The organism is Duganella sp. GW821-FHT01E12 (assembly GCF_059422325.1).
The window spans coordinates 263,411-281,781 of the sequence record NZ_JBWKWR010000002.1 but is presented as its reverse complement, the minus strand read 5'-3'; the positions used below and the strand labels follow the sequence as shown (position 1 = coordinate 281,781).

14 protein-coding genes are annotated in these 18,371 nt (G+C 66.8%); 7 read left to right on the top strand and 7 right to left on the bottom strand.

Features of this window, described 5'->3' with window-relative positions:
• The first annotated feature begins 29 nt into the window (after positions 1-29).
• From AC07WS_RS06545 to hemW, 6 genes are all read left to right on the top strand, one after another.
• Positions 30-1,055: a serine/threonine protein kinase gene (locus AC07WS_RS06545; protein ID WP_494728275.1), complete on the top strand. Its 1,026-nt coding sequence runs from the start codon at positions 30-32 to the stop codon at positions 1,053-1,055.
• A gap of 26 nt (positions 1,056-1,081) precedes the next feature.
• A complete protein-coding gene (locus tag AC07WS_RS06540) occupies positions 1,082-2,053 on the top strand; it encodes a PP2C family protein-serine/threonine phosphatase (RefSeq protein WP_494728274.1) in 972 nt (323 codons plus the stop codon).
• Positions 2,054-2,065: 12 nt separating this feature from the next.
• Positions 2,066-2,800 carry a ribonuclease PH gene (gene rph, locus AC07WS_RS06535; RefSeq protein WP_494728273.1) on the top strand — a complete coding sequence of 245 codons (735 nt, stop codon included), beginning with the start codon at positions 2,066-2,068 and terminating at the stop codon, positions 2,798-2,800.
• Between the two features lie 72 nt (positions 2,801-2,872).
• Positions 2,873-3,802 (top strand): ABC transporter substrate-binding protein, encoded by a 930-nt coding sequence (locus tag AC07WS_RS06530; RefSeq protein ID WP_494728272.1) that lies wholly within the window; start codon positions 2,873-2,875, stop codon positions 3,800-3,802.
• Positions 3,803-3,865: 63 nt separating this feature from the next.
• Positions 3,866-4,450, top strand: coding sequence for an RdgB/HAM1 family non-canonical purine NTP pyrophosphatase (rdgB, locus tag AC07WS_RS06525; RefSeq protein ID WP_070270546.1), 585 nt, complete (start codon positions 3,866-3,868; stop codon positions 4,448-4,450).
• The gene (gene hemW, locus AC07WS_RS06520) at positions 4,447-5,706 is read left to right on the top strand and encodes a radical SAM family heme chaperone HemW (protein WP_494728271.1); all 1,260 of its coding nucleotides are present in this window, start codon (positions 4,447-4,449) and stop codon (positions 5,704-5,706) included. Before rdgB ends, hemW begins: the two co-directional genes overlap by 4 nt.
• 4 nt (positions 5,707-5,710) lie before the next feature.
• Here the strand turns inward: hemW and AC07WS_RS06515 are convergent, their stop codons facing one another.
• The 6 genes from AC07WS_RS06515 to tal all read right to left on the bottom strand — a co-directional run bounded on the left by AC07WS_RS06515 (position 5,711) and on the right by tal (position 15,649).
• Entirely contained in the window at positions 5,711-7,456 is a 1,746-nt protein-coding gene (locus AC07WS_RS06515) for a methyl-accepting chemotaxis protein (protein WP_494728270.1), read from the bottom strand.
• A gap of 101 nt (positions 7,457-7,557) precedes the next feature.
• Complete coding sequence (locus AC07WS_RS06510; RefSeq protein ID WP_494728269.1) at positions 7,558-8,643, bottom strand: patatin-like phospholipase family protein; 1,086 nt, start codon at positions 8,641-8,643, stop codon at positions 7,558-7,560.
• 102 nt (positions 8,644-8,745) lie between these two features.
• Positions 8,746-10,179, bottom strand: coding sequence for an efflux transporter outer membrane subunit (locus AC07WS_RS06505; RefSeq protein WP_494728268.1), 1,434 nt, complete (start codon positions 10,177-10,179; stop codon positions 8,746-8,748).
• Positions 10,172-13,324 carry an efflux RND transporter permease subunit gene (locus AC07WS_RS06500; protein WP_494728267.1) on the bottom strand — a complete coding sequence of 1,051 codons (3,153 nt, stop codon included), beginning with the start codon at positions 13,322-13,324 and terminating at the stop codon, positions 10,172-10,174. Before AC07WS_RS06500 ends, AC07WS_RS06505 begins: the two co-directional genes overlap by 8 nt.
• A 12-nt stretch (positions 13,325-13,336) precedes the next feature.
• On the bottom strand, positions 13,337-14,536 hold the full coding sequence (locus AC07WS_RS06495) for an efflux RND transporter periplasmic adaptor subunit (protein WP_494728266.1): 1,200 nt from the start codon (positions 14,534-14,536) through the stop codon (positions 13,337-13,339).
• Positions 14,537-14,713: 177 nt separating this feature from the next.
• Positions 14,714-15,649 carry a transaldolase gene (gene tal / locus AC07WS_RS06490; RefSeq protein WP_494728265.1) on the bottom strand — a complete coding sequence of 312 codons (936 nt, stop codon included), beginning with the start codon at positions 15,647-15,649 and terminating at the stop codon, positions 14,714-14,716.
• Positions 15,650-16,025: 376 nt separating this feature from the next.
• Here tal and AC07WS_RS06485 point away from each other — a divergent pair, with 376 nt between their 5' ends.
• Positions 16,026-17,501 (top strand): glycosyl hydrolase family 28-related protein, encoded by a 1,476-nt coding sequence (locus tag AC07WS_RS06485; RefSeq protein WP_494728264.1) that lies wholly within the window; start codon positions 16,026-16,028, stop codon positions 17,499-17,501.
• A gap of 15 nt (positions 17,502-17,516) precedes the next feature.
• Here AC07WS_RS06485 and AC07WS_RS06480 read toward each other — a convergent pair whose 3' ends face one another.
• Entirely contained in the window at positions 17,517-18,371 is an 855-nt protein-coding gene (locus tag AC07WS_RS06480; protein WP_161087322.1) for an SIS domain-containing protein, read from the bottom strand.

Genomic DNA, 18,371 nt, shown 5'->3' with positions numbered 1-18,371 from the left:
ACAATCCGGTTGTTGAGGCGAGGAATCCTATGGCTGCACAAAACAACGCCCCGTTACCAGATGGTCTGGAAATTGCTGGATATCGCATTGTAAAGAAAATTGCGTCCGGTGGGTTCAGTATTGTTTATCTGGCGTACGACGGCGACGGCGTGGCGGTGGCGATCAAGGAGTATTTGCCCAGTTCCCTGGCCCTGCGGCAGGAGGGCGAACTGGTGCCGACCATCTCCAAGGCGCATCTGCCCGTGTTCCGCATCGGCCTCAAGTGCTTTTTTGAGGAGGGCCGGGCGTTGGCGCGCATTTCGCATCCCAATGTTGTAAGCGTGCTCAACTTCTTCCGCGCCAACGACACCGTCTACATGGTGATGGCCTACGAATCGGGCCACTCGCTGCAGGAGCACATCCAGCGCCAGCGCGCCAAGGGCAGCAAGGTGGGCGAGGCCTTCATCCGCACCATCTTCCTGCAAGTGCTCAAGGGCCTGCGCGAGGTGCACGCCAACAAGCTGCTGCACCTGGACCTGAAGCCGGCCAACATCTACCTGCGCACCGACGGCACGCCGATGCTGCTGGACTTCGGCGCCGCCCGCCAGACCGTCAACAACGACCTGCCGACGCTGACGCCGATGTACACCCCCGGCTTCGCCCCGCCCGAGCTGTACGCCAAGGCCGGCGGGCTGGGGCCGTGGTCGGACGTGTACAGCATCGGCGCCTCGATGTTCGCCTGCATGGCCGGCGCGCCGCCGCAGCCGGCCGACCAGCGCAAGACCGAGGACAAGATGGCCGGCCATTTCGACAAGCTGGAAGGCCAGTACACGCCGGAGCTGGTGCAAATGGTGCGCTGGTGCCTGGCGCTGGACCCGCTGGAGCGGCCGCAAAGCCTGTTCGCGCTGCAGAAGGTGCTGCAGGCGGCGCCGCCGCCGCCCGCCGCGCCGCCTCCGCCGCCGGGTGTGATGGAGCGGCTGGGCGCCGGCTGGCGCGGCCTGGTGGGCCGGCTGGGCGGGCAGGACAAGCCCAAGGCCAAGGCCCAGGCCAAGGCCGGACCCGACACGCTGATTTAACCGACAAGACGACAAGAGGCCGCACCATGCAATTCTCCGTGTACCAGGAAAGTCACATCGGCGGCCGCAAGGTCAACCAGGACCGCATGGGCTACAGCTTCACCCGCGACGCGCTGCTGCTGGTGCTGGCCGACGGCATGGGCGGCCACCTGCGCGGCGAGATCGCCGCCACCGTGGCGTTGCAGACCGTGTCGGCGCTGTTCCAGCAGCAGGCCACGCCCTACGTGAAAAAGCCGCAGCGCTTTCTGGAGCAGGCCTTCCTGGCGGCCCACCACGACATCCACCGCTACCGCCACGAGCACCAGCTGCCGGAGACGCCGCGCACCACCATCGTGGCCTGCCTGATCCAGCACAACACGGCCACCTGGGCGCACTGCGGCGATTCGCGCCTGTACTGGATGCGCGACGGCCAGATCCTGGCGCGCACGCGCGACCACTCGCACGTGGAAAGCCTGATCGCCAAGGGCCTGGCGCTGCCGTCCGAGCGCGCCACCCATCCCGACCGCAACAAGCTGTACAACTGCCTGGGCGCCGACAGCCTGCCGAAGGTGGAAATCTCGGGCGGCGCCGGCATGCTGCCGGGCGATTTGATGCTGTTGTGCTCGGACGGTTTGTGGTCTATGCTGCCGGACGACGAGCTGGCGCGGCGCCTGCACAGCCAGACCGTGGTGCGGGCCGTGCCCGACCTGCTGCAGGCGGCGCTGGGCGCGGCGGGCAGCGCCAGCGACAACGTCACGGCGCTGGCCATCATGTGGCAGGGCAGCTCCATGGTCGACAGCATGGGCGCCAGCACGCTGGCGGCGGCCGAGCTGTCGACCGTGATCTCGACCGAGGCGCTGCCGCAGGACCTGCACAGCACCACGATCAACAGCGCCCCGGTGCCCGAGCAGGCCGCCGCGCCGGCCACGGAAGCGGACGCCTTCGACGACGACGAGATCGAGAAGGCCATCGCCGAGATCCGCGGCGCCATCGAAAAATCCTCCCAAATCCTCAAATAAGGAATACTGTTTATGTCATTTGAATCCCGTCCCAGCGGCCGCGCGGTCGATGCGCTGCGCACCCTGCGCCTGACCCGCAACTACACCAAGCACGCCGAGGGCTCGGTGCTGATCGAGTGCGGCGACACCAAGGTGATCTGTACCGCCAGCATCGAGGAGAAGGTGCCCGGCTTCCTGAAGGGCAAGGGCCAGGGCTGGATGACGGCCGAATACGGCATGCTGCCGCGCTCGACCCACACCCGCATGGACCGCGAGGCCGCGCGCGGCAAGCAGTCCGGCCGCACCCAGGAGATCCAGCGCCTGATCGGCCGCTCGCTGCGGGCCGCGTTCGACCTGGAGGCGTTCGGCGAGCGCACGCTCAACCTCGATTGCGACGTGATCCAGGCCGACGGCGGCACCCGCACCGCCTCCATCACAGGCGCCATGGTGGCGGCCTATGACGCCTTCTCCAAGCTGGTCGAGCGCGGCGCGGTGCCGGCGATCCCGCTCAAGGCCTTTGTGGCGGCGATCTCGGTCGGCGTGTACCAGGGCATGCCGGTGCTGGACCTGGACTACGTCGAGGATTCCGGCTGCGACACCGACATGAACGTGGTGATGAACGACGCCGGCCACTTTATCGAAGTGCAGGGCACGGCCGAGGGCGCGGCCTTCGACCGCGCCGGCATGAACCGCCTGCTGGACCTGGCCCAGGGCGGCATCGCCGACCTGATCAAGCTGCAAAAGCAGGCGCTGGGCCTGGCCGCCTGATCTGCAACAGGGCCGCCGAAATACCGCCATCGGGCGCCGCCCCGGTTGTAAAATGGCCGGATGAAAAAATGGATGTCGCTCCTGCTGGTGTGCATCGCGTTTTCGATGTGGCCGGCGCATGCCAAGGACCTCAACGTCGTCTTCATCCCGAAGTCGCGCGACCAGGACTTTTGGACCTTCATGCGGCAAGGCGTGGAGCGCGCCATGCGCGAGGACGGCCATGTCGCGCTGACCTGGCGCGGCCCGGCCTACAACGACGACATCGATTCGCAGATCCAGATCCTGCGCATCTATTCCAGGCCGGAGGTCGATGCCATCATCATCGCCTCCACCGACCGCGCGCGCCTGGTCGAGCCGGTCAGGCAGGCGGCGGCCATGGGAATCAAGATCGTCGCGGTCGATTCGGCGCTGGACGGCGGCGCCCACGCCAACTTTGTCACCACCGACAACCGCGCGGCCGGCGCCCTGGCGGCCGAGCGCCTGGCCGGCCTGCTGAACCGGCGCGGCACGGTGGCGGTGCTGCGCACCATCCCCTCCAGCGGCTCGACCGACGACCGCGCCGTCGGCTTCATCGACTACCTGAAGGCGAACGCGCCGCAGGTGGTGGTGGTCGCCGACGAGTATGGTGGCGGCACGCGCGGCAAGGCCGCCCGCAGCGCGGCAACGTTGCTGGAAAAGTATCCCCAGGTGGACGGCATCTTCGCCGTCAACGAATCGACCAGCGACGGGATGCTGCGCGCGCTGCGCCACGCCGGGCTGGCGGGCAAAAAGAAATTCGTCGGCTTCGACACCACCGAATTTCTGCTGGACGGCCTGAAGCGGCAGGAAATCCATGGCCTGGTGGTGCAGGACCCGCGCCAGATGGGCTACCAGGCGATGCGCGCCGCGCTGGCCGCCGCGAAGGGCGCGGCCATCAAGCCCTCACTCATCCTGACGGAGGCGGTCATGGTCACGCAGGAGAACTACCAGAAGCCGGAGGTCCGGTCGCTGCTGACCCCATAGCGGGAGCGGCGCGCGCAAAAGGATTACAATGGCAGGTTCCCCCATCGTTTCGCCAGATTAATCATGACCCAACGCCTGATCCTCGCCTCCAACAACGCCGGCAAGCTGAAAGAATTCAACGAGCTGCTGTCGACGGTTGGTTTTTCCGTGCACGCCCAGGGCGAGTACGACGTCCCCGAAGCGGACGAGCCGTTCCACACCTTCGTTGAAAACGCGCTGCAAAAGGCCCGCCACGCCTCGCGCCTGACCGGTCTGCCGGCGCTGGCCGACGATTCCGGCGTGTGCGTCAACGCGCTGGGCGGCGCGCCCGGCGTGTACTCGGCGCGCTACGCCGGCGAGCCGAAATCGGACGCCCGCAACAACGAGAAGATGATCGCCGACCTGGCCGCGCACGCCGACAAGTCCGCGTACTACTACTGCGTGCTGGTGTTCGTGCGCCACGCCGACGATCCGCAGCCGGTCATCGCCGACGGCCGCTGGAACGGCGAGATGATCGCCACCCCGCGCGGCAACGGCGGCTTCGGCTACGATCCGCACTTCTACGTCCCGGCGCTGGGCAAATGCGCCGCCGAGCTGACGGCCGACGAGAAGAACGCCCTGTCGCACCGCGGCCAGGCCCTGCGCGCACTGGTAGAGAAACTGAAATGATCCCGATTAAAATCGCCGGCGCCGCCAGCAAGGCGGCCAAGCCGGCCACCGACATCAGCGAAGCGGCCGGCGTGGCCGCCAGGTATCTGCAGGCCGGCTCGCTGAACCTGCAGGCGCTGCCGCCGCTGTCGCTGTACATCCACTTCCCGTGGTGCGTGAAGAAGTGTCCCTACTGCGACTTCAATTCGCACGAGGCCAAGGACGGCCACACCTTCCCCGAACAGGAATACCTGGACGCGCTGCGCACCGACCTGGAAATGGCGCTGCCGCTGATCTGGGGCCGCAAGATCTACACCATCTTCATCGGCGGCGGCACGCCCAGCCTGATGTCGGCGGCGGGGCTGGACCGGCTGCTGTCGGACGTGCGCACCCTGCTGCCGCTCGACAGCGACTGCGAGATCACGATGGAGGCCAATCCTGGCACCTTCGAGGCCGAGAAGTTCAAGTCCTACCGCGCCAGCGGCATCAACCGGCTGTCGATCGGCATCCAGAGCTTCAACGAGCGCCACCTGAAGGCGCTGGGCCGCATCCACGACGACAACGAGGCCAGGCGCGCGGTGGACATCGCGCGCGCCAACTTCGACAACTTCAACCTCGACCTGATGTACGCGCTGCCGTCGCAGACGCTGGAAGAGGCGCGCCACGACGTCGAGACCGCGATGGCCTTCGAGCCGCCGCACCTGTCGCTGTACCACCTGACGATGGAGCCGAACACGCTGTTCGCCAAGTACCCGCCGGCGCTGCCGGACGACGACGCCAGCGCCGACATGCAGGACATGATCGCCGAGCTGACCGCCGCCCACGGCTACGGCCAGTACGAGGTGTCGGCCTACGCGAAGGAGGGCCGGCGCGCGCGCCACAATCTCAATTATTGGGAGTTCGGCGACTACCTGGGCATCGGCGCCGGCGCGCACTCCAAGCTGTCGTTCCCGCACCGCATCCTGCGTCAGGCCCGCTACAAGCAGCCCAGGGCGTACATGGAGCAGGTGCGGCTGGGCGCGCCGGTGCAGGAGGAGTACGAGATCGGGCGCGACGACATGGGCTTCGAGTTCATGCTCAACACGCTGCGCCTGCACGGCGGCTTCGATCCCAACCTGTTCGCCGAGCGCACCGGCCTGAGCCTGAACGCGATCGAGAAGCAGCTCAACGCGGCCGAGGCCAAGGGGCTGCTCTACCGCGACTACAAGCTGATCAAGCCGACCGAACTGGGCCAGCGCTTCCTCAACGACCTGCAACAGATGTTCCTGACCGGCTGACGGCTTAGAACTCTTCCCAGTCGTGGTCGCCGCCGACGCTGGCGGATTTCTTGCCGGCCAGCTTGGCCGGCGCCGGCCTGGCTACGGGCGCCACGGTGCGCAGCGGCCGCACGGCCGCCCGCACGGCGGGCGCCGCGACGGCGGGCCGCATGGCGGCCTGGACCGGCCGCGGCAGCGCCTGTGGCGGCCGCGCCGCCTCGTCGCCCAGCTTGAACGACGCCGCCACGTCGGCCAGGCGCGCCGCCTGGTCCTGCATGCTGGCCGCCGCCGCGGCGGCCTGTTCCACCAGCGCCGCGTTCTGCTGCGTCACCTGGTCCATCTGCGTGATGGCGGTGTTGACCTGGTCGATGCCGATGCTCTGTTCGCTGCTGGCCGAGGTGATCTCGCCCATGATGTCGGTCACGCGGCGCACGCTGGCCACCACCTCGCCCATGGTGCTGCCGGCCTGCTGCACCAGCTTGGCGCCGAGGTCGACCTGCTCGACCGAATTGCCGATCAACTCCTTGATCTCCTTGGCCGCCGCCGCGCTGCGCTGGGCCAGGTTGCGCACCTCGGACGCCACCACCGCGAAGCCGCGCCCCTGTTCGCCGGCGCGCGCCGCCTCCACCGCCGCGTTCAGGGCCAGGATGTTGGTCTGGAAGGCGATGCCGTCGATGACGCCGATGATGTCGACGATCTTGCGCGCCGAGGCGTCGATCGAGCCCATGGTGTCGACCACCTGGCCGACGATGGTGCCGCCGCGCTCGGCCACGTCGGACGCGGCCTGGGCCAGCTGGTTGGCCTGTTTGGCGTTCTCCGCGTTCTGCCGCACGGTCGAGGTCAGCTCCTCCATCGACGACGCGGTCTCCTCCAGCGAGCTGGCCTGTTCCTCGGTGCGCGAGGACAGGTCCATATTGCCGGCCGCGATTTGGTTGGAGGCGGTGGCAATGGTGCTGGTGCCGCTCTGCACCTGGCTGACGACGTTGTGCAGGGCGTCGTTCATGCCCTTGAGCGCGGTCATCAGCTCGCCGATCTCGCAGCGCGTGGTGTCGGTGGCGAAGCGGGTGGTCAGGTCGCCGTTGGCCACGGTGGCGGCGATCGCCACGGCCGACTTGAGCGGCACCGTGATCGAGCGCGAGATCACCCACGCCGCCAGCGAGCCGATCGTCACCATCAGCGTGGCCAGCACCAGCAGCAGCATGTTGCTGCGGGCGTTGGCGGCGTCGATCGCGTGGGCGGTGTCGTCGATGGCCTTGCGTTGCAGGGTCAGCAGCTCCTGCACCTTGTTCTGGTAGGCCTCGGCCGAGGGCATGAAGACCTCCTTGTACAGCTTTTCCGCCTCGGCCGCGTCGCCGGCCTTCTTGGCGTTCATGATGTCGGTCTTGGCCTTCTGGTAGGTGTTGCGCAGGCCCATCGACGCCTCGAACACTGCCTTTTCCTGGTCGGTGGCCAGCAGCTCCTTGACGCGCCCGAGCAGCTCGCCGCCCTTCTTGACGCTGGCGCCGATGACGTCGGCAAAGGTGGTCGACAGCGTGTCGTCGCTGCTGCGGGCGATCAGCGCGGTGCGCGCCACCGCCGAGTAGATCAGCACGTACCAGTCGGACACCAGGCGCTCCTTGGCCAGCGGCCGCTCCATCATCTGGCGGGTGGCCTCGGCGTTGGCGCGGGCGTTGACCAGGGCGACCGTGGTGGCGCCGATGGCAAGCAGCAGGACGATGGCGAAGCCGGCCGCGAGCCGGGTGCCGATGCGCAGATGGGTCAGAAAATTCATGATCACTCTCCGTGGGACGCAACTTGCAGGGCTCAAGTATGCGCCCGTCCGGCGGCGGCGGGCATGAAACTTCGGGTGTTTCCGTTGCTTTTTCGAAACAATCAGAAGGCGGCGGCCCGGGCCAGGTCGGGCCGCTCGCACCAGGCGGCGAAGGCCTCGGCCAGCCGTTCGCTCTCGGCGATGGCGCGGGTCCAGTCGCGCTGGCGGGCGGCGTGGTCCTGGCCGTAGGCCTTGAAGTCGCGGCGGTCGGGCAGCTTGCCGTTGGGCAGGGCGGCCACGAAGGCGGGCGAGGGCGAAACCAGGATCACATTGTCCAGCGCCCGATTGTGCGCGCCGGCGCGGGCGCGGCGCCACGGCATCGACTTGTCCAGCCAGCCGGGCACGAGGTAGTCGCTGAAGTGCGGGTACAGCACCAGGCCGGGATCGCGCTGGTAGGGCAGGTGCAGGTGGTAGTCGATCAGGCCACCGTCCCAGTAGGCGCCGGCCGGAGCGCCGGCGATGGCCGACACCGCCTCGAGCACCAGCGGGATTGAGCCCGAGGCTTGCAGCGCGTCGCGCAGGTTGGCCGCGTCGAGGCCGACGAAATGGGCGGCGAAGGCGTCGAACGGCTGGCGCAGCCAGTGCGCATCGTCGCGCCGGTTGTGGAACACCACGCGCTCCATCGACGCGGCCAGATGGCGGCGCGACAGCGCGTTGCCGGCGGCCGCGCGCGCGAAGCCGGCCAGCTCGCGCCAGCGCCGGCCGCCGGTGTTGCCCAGCGCGCCGACGCCGCGCGCGGTCAGCACCGAGACGTGGTGGTCCGGATGGTTGACCGCCTCGGCGGCGCGGCCGTCGAGCAGTTCGTCGAGCAGGGCGCGGATGGTCTGGCTGACGTAGGCGGGCGTGACCCTGGCCGGATAGCGCTGGCCGGCGTACAGGCGCGCCAGCCGCCGGTGGGCCGCGAGCGGATCGTCGAAGGCCGAAGCCGCCATGCGCCAGGCGCCGATGGAAGCGCCGACCAGCTTGCGCGGACGGGGCGCGGCGGCCAGCCAGTGGCCGAACATCCAGCAGTCGAGGCCGTGCAGGATCAAGCCCTTCGGCCCGCCGGCGGCGGCCGGCACGATGGCGACATCGGCCGCGCGGACGCCCTCGGCCGCGATACGCTCGCGCGCCCGAACGCCAAGCCGAATAATGATAGGAGATGCCATATAAAATTGGGGTCAAGTCTGACATTCGGACACGAGCTCTGCTGTAAGCGCGCGCTTACAGCAGAGCTCGTGTCCGAATGTCAGACTTGACCCCATCGTGGGTTACTTGAGGCCGCCGCCGAGGGCGCGGTACAGGTCGATGGCGCTGGCGGTGCGTTGCAGGCGCGCTTGCACCAGCGTCTGTTGTGCGCTGAACAGCTCGCGCTGCGCGTCCAGCACGTCCAGCGCGCTGGCGATGCCGTTGTCGAAGCGCAGTTGCAGCAGCTTCAGGCGGTCGGCCTGGGCGTCCTGCACGGCGCGCTGCGCCGTCACCTGCTCGCCCAGGTAGTCGCGTGCGGCCAGGGCGTCGGCCACTTCGCGGAAGGCGCTCTGGATGGTCTTCTCGTAGTCGGCCACGGCCAGGTTCTTGCGCACTTCGGCCAGGCCCAGGTTGGCGCGGTTGCGGCCGGCGTCGAAGATCGGCAGCGTCAGCTGCGGCGCGAACGACCAGCTGCCCGAGCCGCTGTCGAACAGCCCGTGCAGCGACGGGCTGCTGCTGCCCAGCGCGGCCGTCAGGCTGATGCGCGGGAAGAAGGCGGCGCGCGCGGCGCCGATGTTGGCGTTGGCCGACTTCAAACGCTGCTCGGCGGCGCGGATGTCGGGACGGCGCGCCAGCAGGTCCGAGGGCAGTCCGGCCGGCAGCGCGCTCAGGGCGTCGATCTGCCGGTCGCTCGGCATGGCGCCGGCGGCGCTGGCGCTGGCCGGCTGGCCGACCAGCAAGGTCAGCGCGTTGTCGGCCTGCGCGCGCTGGCGCGCCAGCGTCAGCGCGGCGGCGCGCGCGGTTTCCATCAGCGTCTCGTTGGAGCGCAGGTCCAGCCGCGACGAGGCGCCCACTTCGGCGCGCTGCTGCGTCAACTTGTAGGTGCGGGCGCGCGCGTCGTAGGTCTGCTGCGCCAGCGCATACTGCTCGGCGTAGGCGCGCTCGGTGTAGTAGGCCTGCGCCACCTGCGCCACCAGGCTGATTTGCGCCGCCTGGCGCGCCTCGTCGGTGGCCAGGTAGGCCGCCAGCGCGGCGTCGTTCAGGCTTTTCACGCGGCCGAAGAAATCCAGCTCGAAGGAGGACAGCGCCAGCCCGGCGTCGTAGCGCTTGCCGATGCTGGTCTGGCCGCTCGGCGACAGGAAGGCTGGCGTCTTGGCCCTGGTGGCACCGGCGTTGGCGTTCACGTTCGGCAGGCGGTCGGCCGACTGGATGTCGTACTGCGCGCGCGCCTCCTCAATGCGCAGCGCGGCGGTGCGCAGGTCGCGGTTGTTCTCCAGCGCGGCGGCGATCAGCTGCTGCAGGCGCGGATCGGTGAAGTAGTCGCGCCAGCCGGTATCGGCGGCGTCGCGCGTGCCGGCCGCCGGCGGCAGCGGCACGCTGGTGCGCGCGGCGGCGCCGGTGCTGTCGGCCGGGAAGGCGGCGGCCACCGGCGCGGCGGGACGCTGGTAGGTCGGCGCCAGCGAGCAGGCCGACAGCAAGGCCGCCAGCGCGGTCAGGGGCAGGGCAAACTTAGTCATAGGTTTCATGGTTCTTATCGTTCAGTTCATGTGCGGCCAGCTTGCGCTGACGTTCGCTGCCCTTGAAGATCTTGCGGATCACGACGAAGAACACCGGCACCAGGAACACCGCCAGCACCGTCGCGGTGATCATCCCGCCCATCACGCCGGTGCCGATGGCGCGCTGGCTGGCCGACCCGGCGCCGGTGGCGATCACCAGCGGCAGCACGCCGAGGATGAAGGCCAGCGACGTCATGATGATCGGCCGGAAGCGCAGGTGCACCGCCTCCAGCGTCGCCTCGATCAGGCCCTTGCCCTGCGCCTGCAGGTCCTTGGCGAATTCGATGATCAGGATCGCGTTCTTTGCCGACAGGCCGATGATGGCGATCAGGCCGACCTTGAAGTACACGTCGTTCGGCAGCCCGCGCAGGGTGGCGCCCAGCAGCGCGCCCAGAATCCCCAGCGGCACCACCAGCAGCACCGCCACCGGGATCGATTCGCTTTCATACAGCGCCGCCAGCACCAGGAAGGCGGCCAGCAGCGACAGCGCGAACAGCATCGGCGCCTGCGAGCCGGAGGTCTTCTCCTCCAGCGACTGGCCGGTCCATTCGATGCTGAAACCGGGCGGCAGCTGCGCCGCCAGGCGTTCCAGTTCGTCCATCGCCTCGCCGGTCGAGCGGCCAGGGGCGGCGTCGCCGGTCAGCTTGATGGCGGGGTAGCCGTTGTAGCGCACCAGCTGCACCGGACCTTGGATCCAGTGCGACGTGGCGAACGAGGAGAACGGCACCATCGTGCCGGCCGCGCTGCGCACGTTGAGCTGCATGATGTCCTGCGGCTGCAGGCGGCGCGGCGCGTCGGCCTGCACGATCACGCGCTGCTGGCGCCCGCTGCTGGCGAAGTCGTTGACGTAGGTCGAACCGAGCGCGGTCGACATCATCGCGTTGATGTCGGCGAAGCTCACGCCCAGCGCGTTGGCTTTCTCGCGGTCGATGTCGACCTGCAGCTGCGGCGCGTCCTCCAGCCCCTCTGGGCGCAGGCCCTTGAGGATGGCGCTTTTGCCGGCCATGCCGAGCAGCTGGTTGCGCGCCGCGATCAGCGCGTCGTGACCGAGCGCGCTGCGGTCCTGCAGGCGCGCGGTGATGCCGGTGGCGTTACCCAGTTCGCGGATCGGCGGCGGCGACAGCGGGAAGATGATCGCGTCCGGGATGCTCGACAGGGCGCCGAACGCGCGCTGCGCGATCGCCTGCGCCGATTCTTCCGGCCCGCGTTCCTTCCAGTCCTTCAGCGGGATGAACACCAGGCCGGCGTTCTGGCCATTGCCGGAGAAGCTGAAGCCCGCCACCGCGATGGTGCGCGCCACGCCCGGCTGCTTGCGGAAGTAGGCGTCGGCCTGCGCCAGCACGGCCTGCGTGCGGCTGGTCGAAGCGCCGGCAGGCAGCTGCACGTTGGCGATCAGGTAGCCCTGGTCCTCGTTCGGCAGGAACGACGACGGCAGGCGCGCATACAGCCAGCCCACCACGCCGCAGATCAGCGCGAAGATCACCAGGTAACGGCCGGTGCACTTGATCATCTTGGCGATCACGCCCTGGTAGCCGGTGGCGGTCACCGCGAAGCGGCGGTTGAACCAGCCGAAGAAGCCTTTCTTCTCGTGGTGGTGTCCCGCTTCCACCGGTTTCAGAATGGTGGCGCACAGCGCCGGCGTGAGCGTCAGCGCCATCAGCGCCGAGAACAACATGGCCGACACCATCGCCAGCGAGAACTGGCGGTAGATCGCGCCGACCGCGCCGCCGAAGAAGGCCATCGGAATGAACACGGCGATCAGCACCAGCGTGATGCCGATGATGGCGCCGGTGATCTGCGTCATCGCCTTGCGGGTGGCGTCGCGCGGCGACAGGCCTTCCTCGCTCATGATGCGTTCGACGTTCTCCACCACCACGATGGCGTCATCGACCAGAATGCCGATCGCCAGCACCATGCCGAACATGGTCAGCACGTTGATCGAGAAGCCGAAGATCTGCATCGCCGCGAAGGTGCCCATCAGCGCCACCGGCACCACGATGGTCGGGATCAGCGTGTAGCGGAAGTTCTGCAGGAACAGGTACATCACCAGGAACACCAGCACCACCGCCTCGAGCAGGGTCTTGACCACTTCCTCGATCGAGATCTTGACGAACAGCGAGGTGTCGTAGGGGATGGTGTATTTCACGCCGGGCGGGAAGTACTTGGCCAGCTGGTCCATCTTGGCGCGCACGGCGGTCGCCGTCTGCAGCGCGTTGCCGGTCAGGGACAGCTGCACCGCGATGGCCGAAAACGGCGCGCCGTTCAGGCGCGCGTTGATGGCGAAGCTGGCGCCGCCCATCTCGATGCGCGCCACGTCCTTCAGGCGCACCAGCGAGCCGTTGGGATTAGCGCGCAGCACGATCTGGCCGAATTCGGTGGTGGACGACAGCTGGCCGGTGACCACGATGGGCGCGGAGAAGGTCTGCCTGGCGGGGCTGGGCAGGTCGCCCAGCGTGCCGGAGGTGACCTGGGCGTTCTGCGCGCGGATGGCGGCGGTGACGTCGGCCATGGTCATCTTCAGGCCGATCAACTTGGCCGGATCGACCCAGATGCGCATCGCGCGCTCGGTGCCGAACAACTGCGCCTGGCCGACGCCGGGGATGCGCTTGACCTCATTGACCACGTTGCGGGCCAGGTAGTCGCCCAGGCCGGTCGGGTCGAGCCGGCCGTCGGTCGAGGTCAGGCCGACGAACATCAGGATGTTGGAGCGCGCCTTGTTGACCTGCACGCCCTGCTGCGTGACGGCGGCCGGCAGGCGCGATTCCACGCGCTTGATGCGGTTCTGCACATCGACCGCCGCCAGGTCCGGATTGGTGCCGGGGACGAAGGTGACGGTGATGGTGACGGCGCCGCTGGCCTCACTGGACGATTCGACGTACTGCAAGCCGTCGGCGCCGTTCATCTCCTGTTCGATCACGCTGGTGACGGCGTCGTCCAGCACCTGCGCGGTGGCGCCGGGGTAGTTGGCCGTCACCACGATCGATGGCGGCGCGATGGTCGGGTACTGCGACACGGGCAAGACCGTGATCGCCAGCATCCCGCCCAGCAGTATGAAAAGTGCGATCACCCACGCGAATACGGGGCGATCGATGAAAAACTTGGCCATCAAGACTCCCTGTTATTTGGCGGTGCCGCGATCGGATGCGGCGGGCGCGGCGGCGGCCGGCGCCGCTGCGGGCGCTGCGCCGGCCGGGCCTTTCCACGGCTGCGGATTGACCGTGGCGCCGGGCTTGGCCTTCTGGAAGCCCTCGACCACGATGCGCTCGCCGCCTTTGAGGCCGGAGCTCACCACCCAGTTCTGTCCCTCGTTGGCGGTGGCGGTGACCGGTTGCGAGATCACCTTGTTGTCGGCGCCGACGATCAGCACCGACGAGCCTTCCGGGCTGCGCACCACGGCCTGCTGCGGCACGGTGATGGCGGCCTCGTTGACGCCCTGGTCGAGCCGCGCGCGCACGTACATGCCCGGCAGCAGGGTGCGCTGGGGATTGGGGAACTCGGCGCGCATGGAGACGGCGCCGGTGCTCTCGTCCACCGACACGTCGGAGAACAGCAGCCGGCCCGTTTGCGGGTAGGCCTGGCCGTCCTCGGTGAGCAGGGTGACGCGCGCCTCGTTCTTGCCGGCGCTCTTGATCTTGCCGGCGGCCAGCGCGCGCTGCAGCTGCAGCAGCTCGGTCGATGACTGGGTGATGGTGACGTAGATCGGGTCCAGCGTCTGCACGGTGGCCATCGGCGTCGCTTCGCCCTGGCCCACCAGCGCGCCCTCGGTCACCAGCGCGCGGCCGATGCGGCCGGAGATGGGCGAGGTGACGGTGGCGTAGCCCAAGGTCAGGCCGGCGTTGGTGCGCGCGGCCTTGGACGTGGCCAGGTCGGCGGCGGCCTGCTTCTGCGCGGTGACGGCGTCGTCGTATTCCTGCTGGCTGACGGCCTGCGCGGCCAACAACGGTTTATATCGTTTTACCTTTAAATCGGCCTGGGCCAGGTTGGCCTCGGCCTTGGCGACGGCCGCCTGCGCGCTGTCGTAGGAGGCCTGGAAGCTGGCCGGGTCGATGCGGAACAGCACCTCGCCGGCCTTGACGTCGCCGCCTTCCTTGAACACCCGCTGCAGCACGATGCCGGCGGTGCGGGCGCGCACCTGGGCGATGCGCGACGCCTCCGTGCGGCCCGGCAGTTCGGTGCTCAGGGTGACGGCGGCGGGGGCGACGGTGACGACGGCGACGGTGGCGGCAGGCGGGGTGCCGGGGGCGGCGGCTTTGTCGCCGCAGGCGGCCAGCAGGGACAGGGAAACAACGGCAGCTGTGTAACGAGGTACTAATCTCATGGATGGATCTCGTAAAAAATTGAGGTATGGCGCTTGATCAGCCAGGCGGGATAGGTGGCTAAGGTCGCAACATTGTAATACAGCTAGTTATGTAACGTTTTGTATGCCAACAAAAGTAAAAAGGCGGCAACACAGCTTGCGCCGCGTTACCGCCTTCCGCTGGTCCCTGCGCGGGTGTCAGCGCATGCCGGAGATGATTTGCTTCAGTTTGCCGGAGTCGGCGCAGAAGGCGCGGATGCCTTCGCCCAGCTTTTCGGACGCCATCTGGTCTTCGTTGAGCTGGAAGCGGAAGGTCTTTTCGTCCTGCGACAGCTTGATGATGCCGGCGCCCGGCACCGTCTCGGCGCTGAGCTTGCGCTCGACCGGGGCGTCGCTGTCGGCCAGTTTTTGCAGCAGCTCGGGGCTGATGGTGAGCAGGTCGCAGCCGGCCAGTTCGAGGATCTGGCCGGTGTTGCGGAAGCTCGCGCCCATCACCTCGGTCTGGTAGCCGAACTTGCGGTAGTAGTTGTAGATGCGCTTGACCGACTGCACGCCCGGATCTTCGGCGCCGACGTAGTCGATGCCGGTGGATTTTTTATACCAGTCGTAGATGCGGCCGACGAACGGCGAGATCAGCTGCGCGCCCGCCTCGGCGCAGGCGATGGCCTGGCCCAGCGAGAACAGCAGCGTCATATTGCAGTGGATGCCTTCCTTTTCCAGGACCTCGGCGGCGCGGATGCCTTCCCAGGTGGCGGCCATCTTGATCAGCACGCGCTCGCGCTCGATGCCGGCCTGCTGGTACAGCTTGATCAGCTCGCGGCCCTTGGCCACCGAGCCTTCGACGTCGAACGACAGGCGGGCGTCGATCTCGGTCGACACGCGGCCCGGGATGATGCGCAGGATTTGCTTGCCGAAGGCGATCAGCAGGTGGTCGATGGTCTCGGCGATGGAGTTGTCGAGGTTGTCGCGCACGGCTTTTTCCAGCAGCGGCTTGTACTCGTCTTTCTGCACCGCCTTCAGGATCAGCGAAGGGTTGGTGGTGGCGTCGCGCGGGGTGTAGGCCTGGATGGACTGGAAATCGCCGGTGTCGGCGACTACGGTGGTGAATTTCTTGAGCTGTTCGAGCTGGTTCATGTGCGCTGCCATTCAGTTGAGGGGAGTAAGGCTTGTCTTATTGTACTCAACCATGAAGGATTGTTAAAGAACGCGGATTTCAATAGTCTCTATATGGTCACGCAATAAAGGTCAGTTTGCTGTTTAGGCATTTCGGCGGCTGCCTCCCGCCGACCCTGGCTTATGCGCCGGACCAGTCGAGTTCGCGGACGAACGCCGGCGGAGGCCATGGAGCAAGCGGCCTTTTCGTTGAATTATTACGTTTTAATTAAAGTTACATTTTGTGTATTTCGCGTGGATGAGGACGCGTATATTGGCCCTCGCAGTTCTCGTGCGTCCGGTATGCCGTGACGCATCCCCCCAGTTCAAGCTCACTTTTTAATGAGGCGAAAAGACAATGCCAACAGATGTCATCAGCGTAAAAGATTTTGGTGCGGTGGGTAACGGCGTATCGGACGATACGGTAGCTTTTCAGAATTTTGCCAACAGCCTGGGCACCACCGGCAAGCGCGGGTATATACCGACCGGCCGCTATAAGCTGACCGCCCAGGTCAATTTCACGGACAATTGCCTGGTGTACGGCGATGGATGGAAGGACGTCAGGGACGCCAATCCGTCGACCAATTTGCGCGACTGGTCGCAGGCCAAACCTTACGGCACCATCATCTTCATGGCGTTCCAGACCAGCGGCAGCCAGACGGCCGCGTTTTATGTCACCGGCAACAGTTGCATTTTCAGGGATATGGAGTTCGAGGCGATCCAGCCGGTACCGGCTGCTGGCTGGGCCAGCAATAATACGCCGCTGGCGATTTCCTGCTACCGTGGACCGTATCTGGAGCAGGGCGGGAATGGCGTGCTGATCGAAAATATCATGCTGCGCAATCTGAAGAACGGCATCAAGTTGCTGGGGGCGTCGCGCGGTACGCTGCGCGGCATTTATGGCCAGTGCTTCGGCCTGGGGATTAGCGTATCGCAATGCTACGACGTGCTGAAGGTTGAGGATGTGCATCTGAACTGGCCGTTTTATTCCGGACAGGCAGACGTCAATGCCTACATGAATGACCACGCGATCGGGCTGTCCATGGGGCGGGTCGATAATCCCATCGTCAGCAACTTCTTCTGTTTTGGCGGATATGCCGGCATCAAGACCTATATTGAGACCGATCCGTCATTCGGCGGCGGCGGCAAGGTCGAGCGCCTGCAGGCCAGCAATATCGGCATTGACAATGTGCTCTACGGTATCGTTCTGGAAGATGCGGTAACGGTCAGCTTGTCGAATTTCTACGTCTACAATCGTGCGGCGGCCGGCAGTATCGGATTGCTGGCGTCCACCAATTTGGGCGGCGGCCAAATTCCCATGAAACTCAGCATGGTCAACGGCGACTTTCAGGGCTCGCAGGCAGAGGCCATGCGGTTCACCGTCCCCGGCGAGGCCATGCTGAGCAATACCCGCATACGCGACTACAATAACTCCGGCGGGGCATTTCCTGCGATCAGTGCCGGTAACGGCGTTTCCGTCCTGATCCAGAATATCGTCGTCGACACGCTGCATGCGACGCCGGTGGTCCAGGCCACCGGCACAGGACGCTATTCGGGTTACTACAATACCCCGGCCGATACGATGTACACGCTGCGGGTCTTTGTCGGCAAATGTGACAGCGCTGGCAACGTGACGGTCAATCATGGCATTCCCAACTTGCAGCAAATGGGGCTGATAGTTCAAGGATGGCATAAGTCGACCTCGGATGGCGCCATGCTGCCGCTGTCCAACTCCTTTGTCACCAACACCTCGATTGCGATGATCGGCGGCGTGGCCAATCAATCCTATCGTGTGACCGCCATGTACTCGCCGACCTTGATCGCCGGATGGTAATTTACGCGTCTGTCCTCAGCTGATGAAGGAATCGAACTGCAGGTCGAACTCCTGCAGCGCCTTCTGCGCGTTCTGCATCTTCTTGCGGAACTCGGGACCGCGCTGCAGCGCCAGACCGACCGCCAGCACGTCGATCACCACCAGGTAGGCCAGGCGCGCCGAGATCGGCGTGTAGGGATCGATGTTGAAGATCAGGTCGATCGGGATCAGCACCGTCGCCAGGTCCGCCAGCGGCGTGCCCGACGGCGCCAGCACGATGACGTCGGCGCCGCCGCGGCGCGCCAGCTTGATCGAGCGCACCAGCGACGGGCTGTTGCCGCGCTGCGAGATGGCCACCACCGCGTCGCCCGCGCGCAGCAGGGCGGCGGCGATGCTGTGGATGTGCGGGTCGGCGTACGCCACCGTCGGCACGCCGGAGCGGAAGAACTTGTGCTGCGCGTCCGCCGCCACGATGCCCGACGTGCCCTGGCCGTAGAACTCGATCTTGTTGGCCTTGGACAGGATGTCGAGCGCCTTCTGGATCGCCTCGGGATCGAGGTTGTTGCGCAGGTCCAGCAGGGTGTTGATCGAGCGGCTGCAGATCTTGTTGACCAGGTCGGCCGCGAGGTCGTCCTGGGTCGGCTGTTCGTTCAGACCGGGCAGGGCCAGCGCCAGGCCCTGCGCCAGCTTGAGCTTGAACTCATGCCAGCCGTCGTAACCCAGCGTGCGGCAAAAACGCACCACCGTCGGCTCGGACACCTGCGCGCTCTTGGCGAGCGCCGTGATGTTCTGGCTGACCGTCTGGCCCGGATGATCAAGCACGGCCAGCGCGACCTTGCGCTCCGATTTGGAGAGCGAGTCGAGCTGGGTGCGGATGGAATCTAGCAGCAT

Coding starts and splice junctions, on each gene's coding strand:
- rdgB (WP_070270546.1), top strand. CDS start 3,866: ATGACCCAACGCCTGATCCTCGCCTCCAACAACGCCGGCAAGCTGAAA.
- tal (WP_494728265.1), bottom strand. CDS start 15,649: ATGAACCAGCTCGAACAGCTCAAGAAATTCACCACCGTAGTCGCCGAC.
- AC07WS_RS06485 (WP_494728264.1), top strand. CDS start 16,026: ATGCCAACAGATGTCATCAGCGTAAAAGATTTTGGTGCGGTGGGTAAC.
- hemW (WP_494728271.1), top strand. CDS start 4,447: ATGATCCCGATTAAAATCGCCGGCGCCGCCAGCAAGGCGGCCAAGCCG.
- AC07WS_RS06510 (WP_494728269.1), bottom strand. CDS start 8,643: ATGGCATCTCCTATCATTATTCGGCTTGGCGTTCGGGCGCGCGAGCGT.
- rph (WP_494728273.1), top strand. CDS start 2,066: ATGTCATTTGAATCCCGTCCCAGCGGCCGCGCGGTCGATGCGCTGCGC.
- AC07WS_RS06495 (WP_494728266.1), bottom strand. CDS start 14,536: ATGAGATTAGTACCTCGTTACACAGCTGCCGTTGTTTCCCTGTCCCTG.
- AC07WS_RS06545 (WP_494728275.1), top strand. CDS start 30: ATGGCTGCACAAAACAACGCCCCGTTACCAGATGGTCTGGAAATTGCT.
- AC07WS_RS06505 (WP_494728268.1), bottom strand. CDS start 10,179: ATGACTAAGTTTGCCCTGCCCCTGACCGCGCTGGCGGCCTTGCTGTCG.
- AC07WS_RS06480 (WP_161087322.1), bottom strand. CDS start 18,371: ATGCTGCTAGATTCCATCCGCACCCAGCTCGACTCGCTCTCCAAATCG.
- AC07WS_RS06530 (WP_494728272.1), top strand. CDS start 2,873: ATGTCGCTCCTGCTGGTGTGCATCGCGTTTTCGATGTGGCCGGCGCAT.
- AC07WS_RS06515 (WP_494728270.1), bottom strand. CDS start 7,456: ATGAATTTTCTGACCCATCTGCGCATCGGCACCCGGCTCGCGGCCGGC.
- AC07WS_RS06540 (WP_494728274.1), top strand. CDS start 1,082: ATGCAATTCTCCGTGTACCAGGAAAGTCACATCGGCGGCCGCAAGGTC.
- AC07WS_RS06500 (WP_494728267.1), bottom strand. CDS start 13,324: ATGGCCAAGTTTTTCATCGATCGCCCCGTATTCGCGTGGGTGATCGCA.